This is a genomic window from Prevotella sp. MGM1, assembly GCF_002933775.1.
GTDB lineage: Bacteria > Bacteroidota > Bacteroidia > Bacteroidales > Bacteroidaceae > Prevotella.
On record NZ_BEWV01000180.1, the window covers coordinates 36,778 to 57,593 of the forward strand.

17 protein-coding genes are annotated in these 20,816 nt (G+C 47.2%); 13 read left to right on the top strand and 4 right to left on the bottom strand.

What is annotated here, in order from left to right:
• Positions 1-114: 114 nt before the first annotated feature.
• Together MoGM_RS07160 and MoGM_RS07165 are read right to left on the bottom strand one after the other, a co-directional pair.
• On the bottom strand, positions 115-1,149 hold the full coding sequence (locus tag MoGM_RS07160) for a glycosyltransferase family 2 protein (RefSeq protein ID WP_104369421.1): 1,035 nt from the start codon (positions 1,147-1,149) through the stop codon (positions 115-117).
• Positions 1,104-2,030 carry a glycosyltransferase family 2 protein gene (locus MoGM_RS07165; RefSeq protein ID WP_104369422.1) on the bottom strand — a complete coding sequence of 309 codons (927 nt, stop codon included), beginning with the start codon at positions 2,028-2,030 and terminating at the stop codon, positions 1,104-1,106. The genes MoGM_RS07160 and MoGM_RS07165 overlap by 46 nt, the downstream gene beginning before the upstream one ends.
• A gap of 115 nt (positions 2,031-2,145) precedes the next feature.
• Here MoGM_RS07165 and MoGM_RS07170 point away from each other — a divergent pair, with 115 nt between their 5' ends.
• Both MoGM_RS07170 and MoGM_RS07175 read left to right on the top strand, forming a co-directional pair.
• Positions 2,146-3,630 carry an oligosaccharide flippase family protein gene (locus MoGM_RS07170; protein ID WP_104369423.1) on the top strand — a complete coding sequence of 495 codons (1,485 nt, stop codon included), beginning with the start codon at positions 2,146-2,148 and terminating at the stop codon, positions 3,628-3,630.
• Positions 3,627-4,607 carry a glycosyltransferase family A protein gene (locus MoGM_RS07175; RefSeq protein WP_104369424.1) on the top strand — a complete coding sequence of 327 codons (981 nt, stop codon included), beginning with the start codon at positions 3,627-3,629 and terminating at the stop codon, positions 4,605-4,607. Before MoGM_RS07170 ends, MoGM_RS07175 begins: the two co-directional genes overlap by 4 nt.
• Positions 4,608-5,145: 538 nt before the next feature.
• Here MoGM_RS07175 and MoGM_RS07180 read toward each other — a convergent pair.
• The gene (locus MoGM_RS07180; RefSeq protein WP_104369425.1) at positions 5,146-6,276 is read right to left on the bottom strand and encodes a porin; all 1,131 of its coding nucleotides are present in this window, start codon (positions 6,274-6,276) and stop codon (positions 5,146-5,148) included.
• Positions 6,276-7,871: a 23S rRNA (uracil(1939)-C(5))-methyltransferase RlmD gene (rlmD, locus tag MoGM_RS13320; protein ID WP_233210196.1), complete on the bottom strand. Its 1,596-nt coding sequence runs from the start codon at positions 7,869-7,871 to the stop codon at positions 6,276-6,278. The genes MoGM_RS07180 and rlmD overlap by 1 nt, the downstream gene beginning before the upstream one ends.
• A 227-nt stretch (positions 7,872-8,098) precedes the next feature.
• Between rlmD and ppdK the strand changes: the two genes are divergently transcribed.
• The 11 genes from ppdK to MoGM_RS07250 form a co-directional block, all read left to right on the top strand.
• Positions 8,099-10,819, top strand: a complete 2,721-nt coding sequence (ppdK, locus tag MoGM_RS07195) for a pyruvate, phosphate dikinase (RefSeq protein WP_104369426.1) — start codon at positions 8,099-8,101, stop codon at positions 10,817-10,819.
• A 203-nt stretch (positions 10,820-11,022) separates the two neighbouring features.
• Positions 11,023-12,519 (top strand): site-specific integrase, encoded by a 1,497-nt coding sequence (locus MoGM_RS07200; RefSeq protein ID WP_016212917.1) that lies wholly within the window; start codon positions 11,023-11,025, stop codon positions 12,517-12,519.
• Between the two features lie 1,241 nt (positions 12,520-13,760).
• The gene (locus tag MoGM_RS07210; RefSeq protein ID WP_104369427.1) at positions 13,761-14,150 is read left to right on the top strand and encodes a hypothetical protein; all 390 of its coding nucleotides are present in this window, start codon (positions 13,761-13,763) and stop codon (positions 14,148-14,150) included.
• A 103-nt stretch (positions 14,151-14,253) separates the two neighbouring features.
• Positions 14,254-15,810, top strand: coding sequence for a relaxase/mobilization nuclease domain-containing protein (locus MoGM_RS07215; protein ID WP_104369428.1), 1,557 nt, complete (start codon positions 14,254-14,256; stop codon positions 15,808-15,810).
• Between the two features lie 172 nt (positions 15,811-15,982).
• A complete protein-coding gene (locus MoGM_RS07220; RefSeq protein WP_016212921.1) occupies positions 15,983-16,756 on the top strand; it encodes a ParA family protein in 774 nt (257 codons plus the stop codon).
• Positions 16,757-16,773: 17 nt separating this feature from the next.
• Positions 16,774-17,160 carry a hypothetical protein gene (locus MoGM_RS07225; RefSeq protein WP_016212922.1) on the top strand — a complete coding sequence of 129 codons (387 nt, stop codon included), beginning with the start codon at positions 16,774-16,776 and terminating at the stop codon, positions 17,158-17,160.
• On the top strand, positions 17,157-17,744 hold the full coding sequence (locus MoGM_RS07230) for a hypothetical protein (protein WP_016212923.1): 588 nt from the start codon (positions 17,157-17,159) through the stop codon (positions 17,742-17,744). Before MoGM_RS07225 ends, MoGM_RS07230 begins: the two co-directional genes overlap by 4 nt.
• Positions 17,745-17,756: 12 nt before the next feature.
• Entirely contained in the window at positions 17,757-18,194 is a 438-nt protein-coding gene (locus MoGM_RS07235; protein WP_016212924.1) for a hypothetical protein, read from the top strand.
• Positions 18,195-18,307: 113 nt separating this feature from the next.
• Entirely contained in the window at positions 18,308-18,661 is a 354-nt protein-coding gene (locus tag MoGM_RS07240; protein ID WP_016212925.1) for a DUF4134 domain-containing protein, read from the top strand.
• Between the two features lie 18 nt (positions 18,662-18,679).
• Positions 18,680-18,970 carry a hypothetical protein gene (locus tag MoGM_RS07245; RefSeq protein WP_044214434.1) on the top strand — a complete coding sequence of 97 codons (291 nt, stop codon included), beginning with the start codon at positions 18,680-18,682 and terminating at the stop codon, positions 18,968-18,970.
• Between the two features lie 2 nt (positions 18,971-18,972).
• A partial coding sequence (locus tag MoGM_RS07250; RefSeq protein WP_104369429.1) for a TraG family conjugative transposon ATPase occupies positions 18,973-20,816 on the top strand: 1,844 nt, incomplete at its 3' end.

The window sequence follows — 20,816 nt, forward strand, 5'->3', positions numbered from 1 at the left end:
CTTGTCATTAACAGTATGTTTGTTGACTATAGGCTGTATGTCAGTCAGTTCGATTCTATGTCTGCCTATTGTAAGCGGTATGTTTATTCATTAAAATCAATGAGCCTGGCTTTTTTATCTCTCTCGTTTAAGCAATGGAAGAGTATGTATGAGGATATTCAATCCGATTTTGTTGGCAGTGATTTTGCGGAACCACCGGTACTTTTGTGTGTATTTGCGGTCTGGTAATGGGAAGAGTCCTTCGGAGCGTAATTGTTCAATGCGCTTATTGATTGCATCGCGTGGCATCCCGAGAATGATGATGTTGTATATGTAGTCCATGGTGAGTTGTGCCACGCGACGTTGCATTGCGAGTCTGTCCTTACTCGGCATGGTGTCAGCGAGATTGTTGAGATGCAGTATCACGGTGTGCATATCATTCATCCTGCTTTCTTTCCAGTCACTGTTTTTCCCTGTCATGATAGATCCCTGCCGTTTGCGGTAGTAGTATGCTTTAAACGGTAGGCAGTATATACGTTCGCACCTGATGATCAACTGTGGCGTGAACTCCTCGTCCTCATGGACAATTCCGGTGGCAAAGCGGAGGTTCATCAGTACGTTTTTACTGAAAACATATCCCCATGCCGTGGCCTTAATGTTGTTTTTCAGCATGAACTCTGTGCCTGTTACCGGACCGTCGGCAGACAAATGCAGGTTTTCTTCTTTCTTATTACATACATACTCCTCCTCACTGTGTGCGAAATCCTTTCGGTTGCGTGTAAATTCGAACATGACCATGTCTGGATTTTTACGCTTTACCGTTTCGATACATTGCCGGTAAGCGGACGGTATCAGACAGTCGTCCCCGTCGACAAACTGTATATATTCTCCGGCTGCCATGCGCAATCCCATGTTGCGTGCGTCGCTCAGTCCTCCGTTGGCTTTCCTGATGTATATAATGTCATTGCCGTAATCGCTTAATTCGTTCATGGCACAAACGTCGGAACCGTCGTCGACAACGATGATCTCACGTTCGTCACCGTCCAGCGGCAGGGCAATGACACTCTCGATACACTCTATGAGCATTTCCACCGGAAGGTTGTAGAACGGTATTATGAAACTGATTAGCGGAGTACGCCTGTCTTCTTCATGGCTTTGAATAGTCTGCATAGTGTCTTTATTCCTAATATGTTGATTGCAGCCGCCTTTACCCTCGTATTTGCAGGCATGCCTTTGAAACTTTTTATCCTAATCCGTTTGAGCGCAGGCTCGCATCCGGTGATTTCGCACAGGCTCAGTTGTATGTTCACAACATGCATGTAGTATTTGTCGAAATGAGGCTTGCCGACAAACCTGTCGATGACGTTCATGTGTGCTTCGAGCAACATTTGCAGCTCTTTTCCACCGGCTTTATTTGTTATTCCGTTCTGGTTGTGGCAGTAGAAATACATTCCGCATTCTACCGTTACGGCCACATTCACGTTCTGTAATATTTCCGGCAGGGTGTAAACATCCTCGAACACCTTTCCTTTGGGAAATCTTACGCCGTTGAATACAGTGCGCCGGTAAATCTTGTTCCATGCGTATGAATGTGAGTACGCTTCTCCGTAAAGCCAGTATTCGTCCGTGCTATGGTACGTTCTGCGTTCCGGCATGAATATACTTTGTCTTGGGGAGCCGTAAAACCTGTATACAGGATATTCGAGCAGGTCCGTTTCCGGACATGACTCCATTGTTCTCATCAGTATGGACAGCGTTCCCTCGTCCAGATAGTCGTCTGAATCCACAAATGTGATATATTCTCCCTGTGCGTTGTCGATGCCCGCATTGCGTGCGTCGCTCAGTCCTCCGTTGGATTTATGGATTACCTTTATGCGGCTGTCGACTGCCGCCCACTTGTCGCATATCCGCGGGCACTCATCAGGTGAGCCGTCGTCCACGAGTATCACCTCCATCGGTGTGAAGTCTTGCTTCATTATGCTGTCCACACATCTGTCGAGAGTGTCTTTGACTTTGTATACCGGTATTATGATACTGAGCTTTGCATCCATATCCAATATGCAAAAGTACAATATTAATTTAAATATATCGGGTGGCAAATGGCTTTTTTTATAATGTCTTTATGAATAATGTAATAAAACAGGCAAATGGCCGTTAATTAATTTGATGAACGACACAGAATCAAAAGACAGCTATGGTCATGTGTTGAAATATACCGGAATATTCGGTGGAGTGCAGGGACTGAATATTCTGATGGGGCTTGTCCGTAACAAGCTCGTGGCCGTTATGCTCGGCCCTTCGGGTATGGGGCTTATGGCGTTGTTCAATTCCACGATAACTTTCATATCCCAAGCGACCAATCTCGGCATATCGTTCAGTGCGGTGAAACACCTTTCCGAAGAGTTCGACAGCGGCAATGCCGAGCGCATGGAGCATTTCATACGTGTCATCAGGGCATGGTCTTTGCTCACCGCTCTGTTCGGAATGCTCGTATGCATGGCTGTGGGGCCGCTGCTTAGCGATTACACTTTCTCATGGGGCGACCATACTCTGCACTTCATTCTCCTTGCTCCTGCGGTGGGACTGCTTGCCGTCACCGGTGGAGAGACAGCCATACTGAAGGCCGCCCGACGCCTGCGTCCGCTCGCGATGATACAGATTTGCTCCGTTTTTGCGTCCCTTGTCGTTTCCGTTCCCATATTCCTTTTTTTCGGGCAGGCCGGTATCGTGCCTGTGATTGTGCTCATGGCTTTCATGAACATGCTTTTCACCGTGGCTTATTCATACCGTTTCTATCCGTTGCGTTTGTGCGGTTCGCGTGGCATTTTGGGCGAAGGCATGCAGATGGTGCGTCTCGGTGTGGCTTTTGTACTGGCCGGGATATTAGGCAGCGGGTCGGAGATAGTCATCCGGTCGTATTTGAATGTATGCGGCGATCTTGATGTCGTCGGCTTGTATAATGCCGGTTTCATGCTCACGATTACATACGCAGGTATGGTGTTTTCTGCGATGGAGACCGACTATTTCCCTCGTCTGTCGGCCTTAAATCACGATGTGGAAGCCGTAAACATTACCGTCAACAGGCAGATTGAAGTGTCGGTGCTTCTGCTGTCGCCAATGCTTGCCATGTTCATAATATCCTTGCCGATGCTTCTGCCGCTTCTTTACAGCGGGCGGTTTATTCCCGTGGTGGCAATGGCGCAGGTTGCGGTGTTCTCGATGTATATTAAGTCTGTGTCTCTTCCGGTGGCATATATCACGCTTGCCAAAGGTGACTCGGTGGCATATCTCATTCTTGAAGGCGTGTTTGACGTGGCATTGGTACTTCTGATAATGTTGGGCTATGAGCATTGGGGGCTTACCGGCACGGGCATAGCCCTGTCGGTGGCCTATCTGCTCGACCTTGTCATGATCATTGTATATGCCCGTGTTCGCTATCAATATGTAATATCGTCACGTGTGTGCCTCTATGTCCTTTTGCAGTTGTTACTCGGCATGGCGGCCTATGCTGTCACTTTTGTCCAGGATGCGTGGCTTTATTGGTCTCTCGGTATTTTTGTCTTCATGGTCAGTGCCGCCGTGTCGCTGTATATCCTTTACAAGAAGACCTCCCTGTGGAACAAACTCAAACAAAAATACTTGCGTAAATGAGCCGTGTGTCAGTCCTTGTGGCCGTATATAACGCCGCCTGTTATCTTCCTGAATGCCTTGACTCGCTTACGGGACAGACTCTACGGGATATAGAGATAATATGCGTTGACGATTGTTCGACGGATAATTCACTTGACATACTGAACGGATATGCCTCCCGTGACAATAGGATAAGGGTGATACGGCTTGCTGAAAACGGCGGTCAGGCGCATGCCCGTAATGTGGGGCTGGGCTTTGCGTCGGGCGATTTTGTGTGCATGCTCGATGCGGACGATCACTTTTCAAGCGATGCGCTGGAATGTGCAGTGAATGTGTTCGACCGTCATCCGTCGACCGGTTGCGTGCTGTTTGACGTGGTGATGGAATATGCGGACAGAGCCGAGAGATACCAGATGCCCGATTTCGAGGTGTTGACCGGCGGCGAGGCTTTGCGGCTTAGCCTCACGTGGCGTATACACGGTCTTTACATGGTGCGTGCCGATATCCACAGGAGTCATCCGTATGACGAGACGTGCCGGCTTTACAGCGACGACAATACAACCCGGATACATTATATAGCGTCTGGCTCCGTTCGACGTTGCGATGGTATATACTATTACAGACAGCACGAGATGTCGGCCACTCATTCCGTGAGCGTCCGTCGGTTCGACTATCTGCGGGCCAATGAGAGCATGCTCAGGCAAATGAAAGATATGGATGTGGCACAGGACGCTGTGGCTGAATACAATGATCACCGTTGGCTGAATATGATAGACACATATATGTTTTATCACTGCCATGGAGCAGGACTTACGGTTGAGGAAAGGCAATATGGGCTTGAAGAGTTGCATAGGGTGTGGCAGACGATGGCCGATATGATGAGAGGCAGGAGTGTGGCTTTTAAGTTCGGGTATCGCCCGATGCCGTCGTGGCCAATGTTTCGTGTCCAGGAATGGTTGTATTTCTCGTTGCGCGGTTTGCTTGGCAGAAATAAATAATCGCATTGTGTTTTTCCGCCATGGGTTAACGTAAGGCGGACTTGCCATAATCTCATTGCGGTATGTAATAAAAATATCACGAATTTAACACTTGATTTTCTCACGAAACAGGAAGATAAGTACGATAGCAATCTATATACGCAATGCGATAGACTGTTTGCCTGAACATGAAAAACTCTCCGATTTTTTGCAACGGGATACTCGTTGGGCTGAGAATAGCGGCTGATTGCGTCCCGTTTAGACTCCCGTTACAACGCAACGGGTGTCTAAATGCAGACCAAGTAGTATACCGAATGCGTCCACGCACAGTTTTGATAGGGAGATGCCGATGCCTGAATAAAATATGAAGTTTATATCTGTCTGATATATAGGTAATTGAAAAAAACGCTCAAAACCCGCTTATTTCCGCCTGATGGCTTTTTATTTTGAAACGAGCGAGTTTTGAACGGTCTTTTGTACGGAATTTTGATAAGAAGCCAATGTCATTTTGAATATATGCTGCGACACGGTGGCGTTGTTTATGAAATGCTGCCGTATGTCAGAATTTCACGCATAACTCTATGTCTGCGATGTCGTAGTTATGCCTGTCAAGGCTCCGGTCGTTTATAAAGGCATATTCGGCCTGTATCTCGATGTTCTTGTTTACAAGGAAGTTCAATCCTGCCTCATATTGTGTCCGACTGTCTGTCCAAGAGCCCGAGCGGCGGTAAAGATCATAGCGAGCCTTGACTTTGAGTTTTCCTTTTATTACAGGAGCGATGCAGAGAGCGTAGAAGCCGTCTGCCTTGTTGCCTTGGGCATAGTTTACTGTGGCGTCGTTTTTGTCTTCGTCATTCTGATATGCCGTCTTGAACCCATAGCCGGTGCTGTGTATATATTCCGAGCGTATCTGCCAGTCGGCTTGCCTGTATTCGGCACTGAGCGCATAGCGGTATTGGCTCAGGCTGACCGTTCCGTGACGCTCAATGGTGTTTCCGTCTTCTGTTTCGAGCCATGTGCCCTTGCGTGCGTGTGAGCCGGCCCATCCGAAGACACCTACGCGCATTCCGGCGATCGGCATCACCCATGCCCCTACGATGAGATCTTTTCGGTTATCAGCGTCTTTCGTATTTATTCCCTGTCCGTTGAACACACCTGCCTGATAGTGTAACAGGCAGCGGCCGGAAGCGTCGGGCAGTAGGTCGCCTTGTATTTGTATGCCTATGTCGCGGCCGTTGCTCGCATGCTCGCCTGTGCGATCGTTTGAGCCGGAAAGCTTGCTTACGGCCTGTGCGTTACCCATGAATCCCTGGTCTATCGGATTCATGGGATTCTCGAATGTAAACGGGCGCTTGAACTGGCCTGCCTTGACTTTGAAAAATCCGTATTTCTGCCATTCTGCAAAGGCGTCTATCAGCCGAGGACTGCTGCCGAGTGTCTCGGTATTACCGTTTACCTGTCCTTGCACCCGGTATTCGAAATCTCCGAATATGTGTCCCGATAAAGACAGGCGCGCCATCCGTATTTCGAAAGAGTTGCTATTGTCCCCGTCTTTCAGGGAGGCCTGATAACGGCCGATCACATATCCGCTTAACTCAGGGCTGGATATGGTGGCGCCATTCCCGTCCTGTGCCGGTGAGGCTGTGGATGCAAAAAGGAGTATGGCCGACAATATGTTGTTTGCTCTCATTATTGTATGCTGTTGTCTTTTCTTTCGAGCAGCACCACGTTTTCCACATGCGGTGTATGCGGGAACATGTCTACCGGTTGCACTGCGGTCACCTTGTAGTCCGTGTCGAGGTCTGAGATGTCGCGTGCTTGTGTGGCAGGGTTGCAGCTGACGTATACGATGCGTTTGGGCGCGGCGCGGAGGATGGTTTTCACGACATCGGCATGCATTCCCGCACGTGGCGGGTCGGTTATTATTACATCCGGACGTCCGTGTGCGGCGATGAACTCATCGTTGAGGATGTCTTTCATGTCGCCTGCGTAGAAAAGCGTATTGCCGATACCGTTGATTTCAGAGTTCACTTTGGCGTCCTCGATGGCCTCCGGAACATACTCTATGCCAATGACCTTTCGCGCTTTGCCGGCCACAAAGTTGGCGATCGTGCCTGTGCCGGTGTACAGGTCGTATACGAGTTCGTCTCCGGTAAGGCCGGCAAATTCTCTTGCCACGGAGTAGAGATGGTATGCCTGTTCGGTATTTGTCTGATAGAAACTCTTGGGGCCGACCTTGAATTTAAGGTCTTCCATCGTCTCGTATATATAGTCTTTGCCTTTGAACGTGACAACATCCTGATCTCCGATGGTGTCATTGCATTTCTGGTTGTTAACATACATCAGCGAGGTGATTTGCGGAAACTTTGCCGCCAGGTGCCCGAGTAGGGCTTCCGCACGCTGCTCATCGCCCTCTTCGTCGTAATGGAACTGTACGATCACCATCCATTCTCCTGTGTTTGAGTTGCGTATGATTATGTCTCTGAGAAGTCCGTGCTGTTCTCTGAGGTCGAAGAATGTAAGTCCATTGGCAAGCGCGTAGTCGCGTATCTCGTTTCTTATATTATTATGCAGATCGTCCATCAGCATACATTTCTCTATCGGCAGTATCTTGTCGAACGCACCGGTTATGTGAAATCCGATGGCGTTTCGCTGGGAGATGGGTTTTCTTGTGGCGGTAGGAACGTTCTCCGATGACGGTGTCATGTTCTCCGGGGATTGTTGGTTTGGGATTGTTGATAGGGATGCGGCGTGAGTGTCGTTTTCGTTTATGCCGCATTTATCGTTTTTCATCATTTGTCCTCCGCCCGACGGAAAGTAGCCGTCACTCCCTGAATTGATTTCCTCTTTCGTCAGCCAACGTTTGTTTGAGCATCCGAATTCGAGCTTGTTGCGATACTCTTTTATCTTCACCGACCCGAGGATGGGCCGCATTTCCGGCAGTTCCACTTTGCCGATGCGCGTGAGCTGATTGTATACTTGTTTCTGTTTTGCTTTCAACTGCTCCTCGTATGGAAGGTTCTGCCATTTGCATCCGCCGCAGATGCCGAAATGCTCGCACATGGGCACTTCACGTACTTTACTGTACTCTATGAAGCGAATGACCTCGGCTTCGCAATAACTGTGTTTCTTTTTCCTTACTTGAAGGTCTACTATATCTCCCGGAACGGCGAACGGCACGAAGACGACCATGTCGTTCACACGGGCGATGGATTTGCCCTCGGCTGCCACGTCCGTGATGGTGACGTTCTCCAATATGGGTAACGGCTTTTTCTTTCTACTCATAAATATCAAATAATTTGACTGCAAAATTAATAATTTAACCGCACATACGGAATTAATTGCATGGTTAATGACTAAGGGGCGGATGTAAAAAGCGATTAAAACGGAAAATGTAATATAGGGTTTGCAGTTTTTTTGCGTTTTTCTTGCAAAAGCGTGGGAAAACGATTATATTTGCAGAAATTAAAGAAGAAACATAAACAAGTGTTAATCGTAAATAAAACTAACTTATGAGTGAGAAAAGAGTTTACACCTTTGGCAATGGAAAAGCCGAAGGTAAGGCAGGTATGCGCAATCTTCTCGGTGGCAAAGGTGCCAACCTTGCCGAGATGAACCTTATCGGAGTTCCGGTCCCTCCGGGATTTACAATCACTACAGATGTATGTAATGAGTATTTCGAGAAAGGAAAAGAAGAAGTTGTAGCATTATTGAAAGAAGATGTAGCTAAGGCTGTTGAGCATATTGAAGGCTTGATGAACAGTAAGTTCGGTGATGTGGATAATCCTCTTCTTGTCAGTGTTCGTTCGGGTGCCCGTGCTTCAATGCCAGGCATGATGGATACTATCCTTAACTTGGGTCTTAATGACGAGGTGGTAGCCGGATTGGTGAGAAAGACGGGCAATGAGCGTTTCGCTTACGACAGCTACCGCCGTTTCGTGCAGATGTATGGCGATGTGGTGCTCGGCATGAAACCCGTCAATAAGGAAGACATTGATCCGTTTGAGGCGATTATAGAGGAGGTAAAGGCCGTTCGTGGCGTGAAGCTCGACAACGAGATGACCATCGACGAGTTGAAAGAACTCGTGAAGAAATTCAAGGCTGCTATCAAGGAGCAGACAGGCAAGGACTTCCCGACCGATCCTATGGAGCAGTTGTGGGGTGCAATCTGTGCGGTATTCGACTCATGGATGAACGATCGGGCCATTCTTTACCGCAAGATGGAAGGTATACCCGCAGAGTGGGGTACGGCTGTCAATGTACAGGCAATGGTATTCGGAAACATGGGCGCAACATCTGCTACCGGCGTATGTTTCAGCCGCGATGCGGCCACTGGCGAAAATCTCTTCAACGGTGAATATCTCGTTAACGCACAGGGTGAGGACGTTGTTGCCGGTATACGTACTCCGCAACAGATTACCAAGGAAGGTTCGTTGCGTTGGGCCGCCCTTCAGGGCATAAGCGAGGAAGAGCGCGCAAGCAAGTATCCTTCTATGGAAGAGGCTATGCCTGAGATATACGCTACACTCGACGCATTGCAGAACAAGCTCGAGAAGCATTATCACGACATGCAGGACATGGAGTTCACCGTTCAGGAGGGCAAACTGTGGTTCTTGCAGACACGTAACGGAAAACGTACGGGTACGGCTATGGTTAAGATAGCCATGGACTTGCTCCGTGAAGGCGAGATTGACGAGAAGACAGCGCTTATGCGTTGCGAGCCGCAGAAGCTTGACGAGTTGCTTCACCCGGTATTCGATAAGGACGCATTGAAGAAGGCAAAGGTTATCACGCAGGGTCTTCCTGCATCTCCGGGAGCCGCCTGCGGACAGATAGTATTCCATGCCGATGATGCGCAGAAGTGGCGTGAAGACGGCCATCGTGTCATCATGGTTCGTATAGAGACTTCTCCTGAGGATTTGGCGGGAATGTCGGCAGCGGAAGGTATCCTTACTGCCCGTGGCGGTATGACCTCTCATGCGGCTGTGGTTGCCCGCGGAATGGGTAAGTGTTGTGTGTCAGGTGCAGGTGCAATCAATGTCAACTATAAGAACAAGACCGTCGAGGTGGAAGGCGTTGTATATAAAGAAGGTGATTATTTTTCGCTCAACGGCTCGACAGGACAGGTATATGCAGGCGAGATTCCTACGAAAGCGGCAGAGCTTTCCGGAGATTTCAAGGCTTTGATGGACTTGTGCGACAAGTATACCAAGTTGCAGGTTCGCACAAATGCGGATACTCCGCACGACGCACAGGTGGCCCGTTCATTCGGTGCCAAGGGTATCGGTCTTACACGTACTGAGCACATGTTCTTTGAGGATCAGAAGATTGTCGCTATGCGCGAGATGATCCTTGCAGACAGTGTAGAGGGTCGTGAGAAGGCATTGGCAAAGCTATTGCCTTATCAGAAAGCTGATTTCAAGGGCATTTTGGATGCAATGGACGGTTGCCCTGTTAATATCCGTTTGCTCGATCCGCCACTTCATGAGTTTGTTCCCCACGATTTGAAAGGCCAACAGACTATGGCCGATGAGATGGGGGTAAGCGTGGAAGAGATTCAGAAGCGTGTGTCGAGCCTTGCAGAGAACAATCCTATGCTTGGACATCGTGGTTGCCGTCTTGGTATTACATTCCCCGAAATCACAGCAATGCAGACCCGTGCAATCCTCGGTGCCGCATGTGAGTTGAAGAAAGAGGGTAAAGATCCACAGCCGGAAATCATGGTTCCGCTGATTGGTATACTCTACGAGTTCAAGCAGCAGAAGGATATAATCATGAAGACAGCCAAGGAAGTATTCGAGGAAGAAGGCATAGAAGTTGATTTTGAGGTTGGTACAATGATTGAAATACCTCGTGCCGCACTTACGGCAGACCGTATAGCCTCTGAGGCAGAGTACTTCTCATTCGGTACTAACGACCTTACACAGATGACTTTCGGTTATTCTCGCGATGATATTGCCAGCTTCTTGCCGGTATATCTCGATAAGAAAATATTGACGGTAGACCCGTTCCAGGTATTGGATCAGAACGGAGTGGGCCAGCTTATAAAGATGGCAGTGGAGAAAGGACGTGCCGTTCGTCCCGGAATGCGTACCGGAATTTGCGGTGAGCACGGTGGTGAGCCTTCATCGGTGAAGTTCTGTGCAAAGGTCGGAATGGACTACGCATCATGCTCTCCGTTCCGCGTTCCGATCGCAAGACTTGCTGCGGCGCAGGCTGCAATAGAGGAATAATACTCTAGGTAAATAAATACTAATATCAGGCTGTAAATCACTGCAATAGCAGAATTTACAGCCTGATTTGCGCTTAGGCGGTTCGTGCATTTGACCGCAAAAAATGAGCCAAATGAACGTATTTGCTTACTCTCTGCTTACACCAAATGACCCCCTTGCTTACACCTGCTTACACCAAGGTTCAACTTATTAAATAATTGTATATGATTACATTAAAAGCAGTAGTGCGAAAACCAAGGACAGACGGTTTCTTCTCCGTGTACATTCGCATTGTTCACAACAGAAAGCCGGGCTACATCAAGACCAATAAGATTATTGATGCAGCACATATTGACAGCAACGGTGAATTGACCGATCCGGTGGTCAATGAGTATTGTTCGATGATTATCCGACAATACACCGACAGGCTGAATAGAACTGATATTTCTCTTTGGGATGTCAAGGATGTACTGGAGTATTTGCAGAAGACAGATGAAGAAGTTTGTTTTAGCGAGTATGCCCAATCGTTCATTCACAAAATGGAAAAGGAAGGTCGGCAAAGAACCGCCAAGAACTACAAACTTGCCGTGGCGCATCTTGAACGCTTCTTAGGCTCAAACAGGCTTATGTTTAGCCTTCTGACTTCTACCGTCCTGAAGAAGTGGATTGAGAGTTTGTCGCAAACGAGCCGGGCAAAAGAAATGTACCCTACGAACATTCGTCAAATTTTCAAAGCTGCCATCGCTGATTTGAATGACGATGAAAGAGGTGTAAACCGCATCAAGTTCAATCCTTGGCTAAAGATTTCCATTCCCAAGTCGGATAATTCAGTTCAGAAAGCTATCAGTGCCGAAGCCTGTCGTGAGTTCTTTAATAGGCCTCTTCCCAAAACAAAAATGATTTCTTCCCTACCGGAACTGGGCAGGGATGTTGCTCTCCTATCGCTATGTATTGGCGGTATTAACTCCGTCGATTTGTACGAGCTCAAAAAGAAAGACTATAAAAACGGAATTATAGGCTATCAAAGAGCCAAGACTCGCAACAGTCGTAGAGATAATGCCTATATGGAAATGCGAATTGAGCCATTCATACAATCCACATTTGAAAAATATCTTTCAGATGACAAGGATGAACCATACCTGTTCAATTTCCATCAGCGTTATAGTAATTCTGATAGCTTCAATGCGAATGTGAATATCGGCATCCGCAAAATTTGTCAGGACATGGGTATGGATAAAGAAGATTGTTATTGCTTCTATACATTCCGGCATACTTGGGCTACCATTGCTCAGAATGATTGCGATGCGAACCTTTATGAAGTTGCTTTTGGTATGAACCATAGCCACGGATTTAACATTACCAGAGGATATGTCAAGATAGACTTTACCCCGGCATGGAATCTGAATGCAAAAGTCATTGACTTCATCTTTTTTAGCGATGAGAAAAGTAAACAAGGCAAGGCGAAAGACTTGGAAGAAACAGAGGACAAACTCTTCCGTATATCAAAGAAGATGATGATTTATGGTCGGGCTTATTTCAAAGGCAAGGTTGTGGGCGAACTTACAGATATAGGTTTCAGTAACGTGGATGAAGTCATTACGGAACTTGTCAAACAACTGCCCAAAGACATCCCCACAGGCTGTAATGTTCAGTTCCGTCTTACTAATTGCGATTCTCAAAAAGAAGTGGTTTACGAAAGAAGCAAGGGCAAAGGTTTCTAGCTGATGTGAGTAGAATCTAACTCTTAACAGGAGGGAAGAATTTAACTACTCTACCTTATAGCCGTATCAGTCATTTTTTTGATTGGTGCGGCTTTAATCGTATCTGCCCCTATCGGTCTGATTACGGTTAGCTACAATGTTGCCAGTTATCAGTGCAATAAGCAAGACCAGTCCCTTCCACAAAAGAACAAACGATTTCTTGATAATCCAGATTGCCGTTCTGAATACGTTGACTATCAGAAAACGCGCAAACCTAAGTACCAGGATGAACAAGAACACCACTGGTAGCAAGTATATTAAGAATAGTAATTCAAACAACATAACTTTCAACTTTTAGGGTGAATAATGTAGCCTATAAGAGACTGTTTCTATATGTAAATATAGTGAAAATCAGTGACATAGCAAAGAAATATCGTTGCTTTTTATAGCGTTTCAAGATACTTTTTACCTTCGGTTTCAAGCATTTAGGCTATGTTGTACTATGGCTTTCCAATTCTTGGTATTTGGGATAAAGTATCTCTTCATCCAAGTGATATGAGGAACAATAAATGTTGGCATTGACTACTCTGAATATATAAGTTTGGAATACTCTTTTTCCCTTTTGTCTTGGTGTATGAATCCTTGTTACCACATTATCCCTGTATATTGGGCAATGGGTTAATCCTATCCTCTATCCACGGAAACTTGGAAACAATCATATCGGGTATCACATCATCAGATGTCAAAAGGCACAGACCTCTTGGTTTGCAGGTAATGCCACCTTTGGGTTATGTTATTAAGGAATGTAGATACCGAGTAACCGTGGTTACACGATACCATAGAACCATAGTTATTGATAACTTCCTGTTCGGAAAACAGGATTAGGTCATTGCCTTGAATATAGTAACCGAGTTATCTTGATTATACCGTATCGAGACACTTCGGACGATTGTAAACAAGTTATCCCATATCCTTGGCTATCGGGTTAAAGTAACCTTGGTTATAGAATACCACCTTCAAAAAAATCTGTTGCGCATTTCCTTCCGGGCGGAGTTTCAGCGATAATTTTGTCGTAAAAAGAACCTTGGAGGACATCGAACTGCGTTGCAGGATTTGTCAAGCAAGTTGTACCTTTGTGGCCACAAAACTCCGTTTCGTATCAACAAAGGTGACTTGCCGACTGCTACCGCATCGGAGCGATTTCTCGCTGTTTCGCCTTGCGAAAAAGGTTCAGGAAACCAATTTTACTAAAGGACTATTGTATGATGACTCAAAAGACCAAGTACATTAAGGTACGAATGACCCCGGAGGAGCAATCAACGCTCAAAGAGAAACTGAAAGAGAAAAAGATGACCATTGCCACTTATGTTCGTTCAGCAATGGCAGAGTATTCAAACACCGATGCCAAACAACGGTTAGAACTAATCAATAACCTTGGTACGTTTTACCGGAAGTTCCGGGATGAATTATCCTGGGCAGGCGGAAACCTGAATCAGTCGGTCAAGAGAGCCAATGAACTTGCGGTAGCCGGGTTACTTCCACCCAGCTATATCCGGGAGGTCTTGATGCCGGTTATCCTTGAAACCCAGAAAACATTGAACGAGATAAAGAGAGACCTTGAAGCCGTGACACGCAAAGCTGTCAAACTATAGTTTCCCTATACCTTAATTATATATACCCCGATATACAGGAATCAAGATACCAAGTAACCACGGTTACATCGTATCAGAATATATTAGTTAAACACACCCCAGTATGATAGCAACCATATTACCCGGAAACTCGAACTTCCATGCAGTCGGTTACAATGAGCGTAAAGTAGCGAAAGGAGTTGCCCGTATGCTCGAAATGCAGAACTTCGGTACACTCGGCACATTCGGAAAACCTACCCCGGAGGAACTGGTCACATACCTTCAGGAATACACCTCCCGAAACACCCGGATTGAAAAGGCACAGTTCCACGTAGCCTTTTCCTGTAAGGGACATGAAATGACAGAGGCAGAACTACTGGACTTCGCTCACCGCTATCTGACAGAAATGGGATATGGTGAGGAGGGACAACCCTTGTTGGTCTATTCCCACTATGATACCGATAACACCCACCTGCACATCGTCACTTCACGCATCGCACCGGATGGCAGGAAGATACAGCACGACCATGAGCGCAGACGTTCACAGGAAGTGATTGACCGCATACTGGGGAACGACCGAAAGGAAGAAGTCAATAAAGATTTGGATGCAGCCAAGCAATACACCTTCTCCTCTTTCGCCCAGTTCAAAGCCGTAATGACTTCAATGGGCTATGAAGTCTATCAGAAGAATGGAACGATATTTGTCAAGCATGGTGGCAAAGTGCAAGAGAAATTTCCTATAAGTAGTATCGAGGCATTGTATAAGAAACGCGACTACAACAGAGCACGTAACCGCCAGCTTCGGAGCATCCTCAAAAAATATCGTGACGTAAGCTCCAACAAGGAAGAACTCCAAAAGGAACTGAAAACCAAGTTCGGTATCGACATCGTGTTCTTCGGCAAGAAGGATGCGGCATACGGCTACATACTCGTTGACCACGCCAACAAGACTGTTATCCACGGGGCAAGAGTGTTAGCCATTGATGAACTGTTGGACTTCGCCACCCCCGAACAACGCTTTGATCGCATAGAGGATTTCATAGACCAATTACTCACCCTCAATCCCAAGATAACCCAGGGCGAGATATTCCAAAAACTAAAGAAACATCACGCCTATATAAAGAAAGGTGTCATCTATTTCAATGGAGAGTCCCGGCATTTGAAACCGTTTATGGCAGAAGCCATAGACCGCAACAACCGCATCGAGTTGGTAGAGAAGTTCCAACCCACCACAGAGGCAGAACGTGATTTGCTTTGCAAAATCTATAAGGTGAACCGCCCCGACCTTGTTTCCCTTTCGTCTGAAAGAGCAGCGTCCCATATAGATGCAATCAATCGCCTGAAGGAAATCTTCGATGATGAAACAATCTCTTCCGTCAGAAGTGCCCTTCGTGAGGAAGGCTTCATCATCCGTCAGGAAGAAGATGCCACATACGCCATCAACTTTAAGAACCACATCATCATCAACCTGTCAGAAGAAGGTTTCAATCTGGAGCGACTGAAACGGAAGCCGACTAAACAGCAACAACCACACCCGAAGCACTCTGCCAATAAGCCACTCTCCCGTTACAACAAGATGCGAGACCACGGAGAAGGCAGCCACTCTGAAAAACGGGAATGGGAAGTCGGACAGAAAGGCGGTTATGACGATATAGATGACGGACATTCCTTGAAGAGATAAAAACGGGGACGTGTTGCCGTCCACTTTTTGGGCGCATCAAACTGAGATTCCGAGATAACATAAACCTTTATACCCCGGTTACTTTAACCGAGGGCATATAAGTGTTGCGCATTTCGTTTTCGCGGTTACACGTGCGATAATTTTGTCTTAAAATAATTCATCGCACGGAAAAATGATACAGACACCGGTCATAATCACATTCGCAAATCAAAAAGGAGGCGTGGGCAAGACCACCCTCTGCGTGACTTTCGCCAACTATCTGGTGACGAAGGGAGTGCGTGTCGCCATAGTCGATTGCGACTTCCAGCACTCCATCATTAAGTGCCGCAAGGCTGACATCAAGAAATACGACGTGCAGTATGTGCCCTATGATGTGCTGTCATACGAGGCCAACGACAAGAAAGCGATTATTTCCCTTATAGAGAAAATGCACAATGACCAAAGCCTGGATGTCGTGCTGATGGATTCCCCCGGCAGCCTGCAAGCGGACGGACTGGTGCCGATGTTCGTAAACTCGGACATTATCGTTGTGCCTTTCCATTACGATCTGATGACCGTTCCCTCCACCGCCAGCTTCCTTATGTTCATAGACCGCCTGCGCAAAGCCGTTGGCGAAAATATGAAAGCACAGCTTTTCATTGTCCCCAACCTGCATGACGGCAGAGTGGGCAAACGCTCTGAACTGGTTATTTGGGAGAACACCAGAGAGACCTTCTGCAACTATGGAATTGTAACCGGAAGAATCCCCAAACGTGCCGACATGGAGCGTTTCAGTACGATGGCGGCTCTGGATAAACAGAGCGGTATCGTTACCCCGGTCTTTGAACGTATCTACTCCTACATTTTTGACACGACCGAATCCATCCGGGAGCCGAAATTGACAGGAATACAACTGACCGAAAATTTGGAGGCGGAATTAAAAAGAAAAGCAAAAGAGAATCAATAACTATCAACATAGAAGCAATGACAAAAGACATTCCCGAAATAGATGACCTTCTCAAAGGCATCAATGACCCTGAAATGGCTCTTACGGATGAGCATACGGAAACTGCTACTACTTATCAAGTGGAAATAACCAAAGATTTTGAATCGGCTAACTCCGACTACTGGCAATCCTTCTTGTCCTATCTTGAAACAGATACCCAGGAAGACAAAGGAGAACGGATGATCTGCAAGTTAGACCGCGACCTTGCCGACTCACTGGACGAGTGCAACATCCATAACCGCAGCCGCTCCGACATAGTGAACGCCATTGTCCGCACGTTCTTCAAGACCTACCTGCCACAGCTTGCGCAGTACCGCCGTGATAACAAGTCGCTTTTCACCAACTATAAGGAGGCAAAAGCATGAGGACAATCCAATGGACTGACCAGATGACAACCCTCTTGACGGAACTGTACCCGGTGGAAACAACTTCCCATACCGCCATAGTATTGGGAGTAAGCGAGACCCTTGTCAAGCAGAAAGCCCGCAAATTAGGGCTGGTAAAAGTTGCCAAGACGAAATGGATGGAGCGTGCCGACTATATCCGCAGGCATTTCCATTACAAGTCATTCACACAGATGGCCCGTGATTTGGGTACAAGCCGGACGAATGTATGCAACATCGCCGCCAAGTTGGGGCTGAAACGCAGCCGGAGAGAAACATCCCTTATCATATCCCAAACCCGGAATGAGCTAATCAAACGGGAAAGGCGGCATGTAATCTTCGGGCTTGAACCGCTGACAGGAATCAAGGTGGTTTCCAACCGTGCCAGGGTAAGGCTCCGCTCACGGCTCAAAAGTCTGGGGTATGTCGTATGCGGCGAGCGTATCCTGTTGTATGCCACGGACAACTTCGAGCGCAAGACTAAGCTAGAAAACAAAGCCGTCAAGTTGGGATTGAGCTTCCTGCCAATGTCAGGAACTAATCTGCAAGTAGTATTCACCTTATAATAACATAGCACCATGCAATACGGACAAATAGTATTCCTGCTTTTCATCGTCCTCTTGTTCTACTATGCGGCATTGATAGTCCTCGACATCATGAAAGCCAAGGCAGCACAGGTGGCGGAACTGGAATCACAATCAGAAGAAGACATAGACATATCGGATGAAGCAAAGACCTTCAAGCCATTCAGAATCAGCCGGGATGAGTCGAAACAGAAAGAAACTGAGAATCAGAATGAATCGGAAAAACAATCGGATTCTAATTCTGAAACAACGTCAGACCGGAAACAACCTGAATCAAGCACGGAACAACCATTCCACCGCCCCGGCTTCCGTGAACCTATCATGACAGATGGCATCTTGGTTGAAGATTTGGTTGTAGAAGCAAATAAGATGGCAGAGAATGGAGAATCGGATTTAAGTAAGGTCATCCATGAGTGTGAGAAAGCAAGGTGAGCATAGAAACTTACCCGACAAAACAATATATAGCTTCTAAAAAGAAGCCCACACGTTCCTTTAGCGACCTCTGTTCCTTGGGTGATGAAATCAGATAAACAATTTCAAAAAAAATGCAATTCAAGAAAAAACTGAAACGTGCGTATGACCGCTTCATGGGTTCCTCTTTCGCACACAAAAGCTTGTTGGCAGTAACCGCACTTACCATCTCCGTGGGTGACATGATGGCGGCAAGCAAAGGTGCGGCCGGCTTTACAAAAGCCACCACCGAAATCAGTTCCTACCAGACCCCGGTTTCCAACCTGATGAAGGCAATCGCAGCCGTAATCGCCTTGGTGGGAGCTTTCAACGTGTATTTCAAGATGTCAAACGGCGACCAGGACGTGAAGAAGACCATCATGCTCACCATCGGTGGCTGTATCGCCTTTATCGCTTTGTCCGAGGCTCTTCCGCTATTCTTCAAGTAGTAGAAACATAACAAGATATTGACGATGAATCAGGAGGAATTTCCCGTATTCAAGGGACTGCAAAAGCCGCTGGAGTTCATGGGCATCCGTGGACGCTTCCTCACGTTGGCGGCATTGGCCATCGGCGTGTCGTTTGTCGGCTTCATACTGTTCTCCATTGTATTGGGAAAGCTCGCCGGATTCGTCGCCATGCTTGTCATGGCAGTCATCGGGCTGGTGACCATCTTCATCAAACAGCGCGGAGGACTGCACAACAAGCGGAGAGACAAGGGCATTTATATTTACAACAAACTGAGAAAAAGCTCCTAATTATGGCACAAACCAAGAAAAAAGTCTTTGACGGCCTCTATGCCGGGCTGGAGGAAACGGACGGCAATGTCGTCCTTTTTTCAGCCAAGGGCGAGCCGTCCGTCATCTTCGAGATGACCAATCCGGTGCAGCAGTTCTGTACTGATGCCGGGCAGTATATACGTTTTCAGGATGTACTATCCAATGTGGTACAGACCCTCGGCGAGGGGTATGCCTTGCAGAAGCAGGACATCCTTTGCAAACAAGCCTACCACCATGACGTGCCGGAAGATGCGGAGTTCCTGACCCGGAGCTATTTCAATTATTTCGAGGGAAGGGAGTTCACGGAGATACGCACGTACCTGATAGTGACGCAAGAGGCGCAGCGCAGCCAGTTCGTGCAATACGACCCGAAAACATGGCTGGATTTTCATACGAAGGTTTCCAAGGTGGATGATATCCTGACCGAGCGAGGCATCCGCCATCGTAAACTCAGCAAAGCTGAAGCATCCGAGTATTGCCACCGCTTTATGGCATTTCAGTTCCGGCACGGTGCCTTTTCCATGACCAACTTCAAGTCATCGGATGAATACCTGAGAACCGGGGAGCGCATCATCCGTTCCTACCCGTTGGTGGATATAGACGAGATAAACCTGCCGTCAGTCATCAAGCCCTATACGCAGACGAATATCAACGGATATACCATCGCCACCGACCTGTTCTCGTTCCTGACCAACATCCCTTTTTCGGATTGTGTGGTATTCAACCAAGTGGTCCAGATACCCAATCAGAGAAAACTGTTAAGGAAGTTACAAGCCAAGGCAAAGCGTCACGGCTCCATGCCTGACCCCAGCAACAAAATAGCCAAGGCTGATATCGAGGAAGTCTTGAACCGGCTTGCCGTGGACAGTTCCATGTTGGTATATACCAATTTCAATATCCTGGTCAGTTGTCCTGCGGATAAAGTAACCCCGGTTACATCGTATTTGGAAACCAAGTTATATGAATGTGGCATCATGCCGTCACGGACAGCTTACAACCAGTTGGAACTATTCACGGATAGCTTTCCCGGAAACGCCTACGCTTTCAATCCTGACTACGATTTGTTCTTGACTTTATCTGATGCGGCATTGTGCTTTTTCTTCAAAGAACACTTAAAGGAGTCTGAGCAGACACCTTTGACCACCTACTATACAGACCGACAAGGATTGCCGGTCTGCATAGACTTCACGGGAAAGGAAGGCAAAGTCAAGATGACCGACAATGCCAATTTCTTCTGCATCGGGCCAAGCGGAAGCGGAAAATCTTTTCACACAAACTCGGTCGTCCGCCAGTTGTTGGAACAAAACACGGATGTGGTGATGGTAGATACAGGTGATTCATACGAAGGAATCTGCAGCTACTTCGGTGGCACGTATATCTCCTATACCAAAGAGAAGCCTATTTCCATGAACCCCTTTAAGGTGACTAAGGAAGAATACGAACTGAATTTTGGCGAGAAGAAAAACTTCCTAAAATCTCTGATATTTCTGATATTCAAAGGCAACGAATTGCCCACGAAGATAGAGGACATGTTGGTGAACCAGACCATCGTGGAGTATTACGATGCCTATTTCCATCCCTTTGAGAAATTCACAGAGAAGGAACGTGAAGGCTTACGCCAGAAGTTGCTTGTGGACGCAAAGATGGAAGAAGACTATGATAACTATTCCACCAGGATGGAGGACATAGACGAACTGATAAATACGGAAGAGCCTCCTTCCAAGATTGAGGAGAACCGTATGTTGATGCTGCCTACCGAGGCTCACAGACAAAAGCTGATTCGTCAATACCGTTCCCTAAATGCGCTTGCCCATGATCAAGGGGC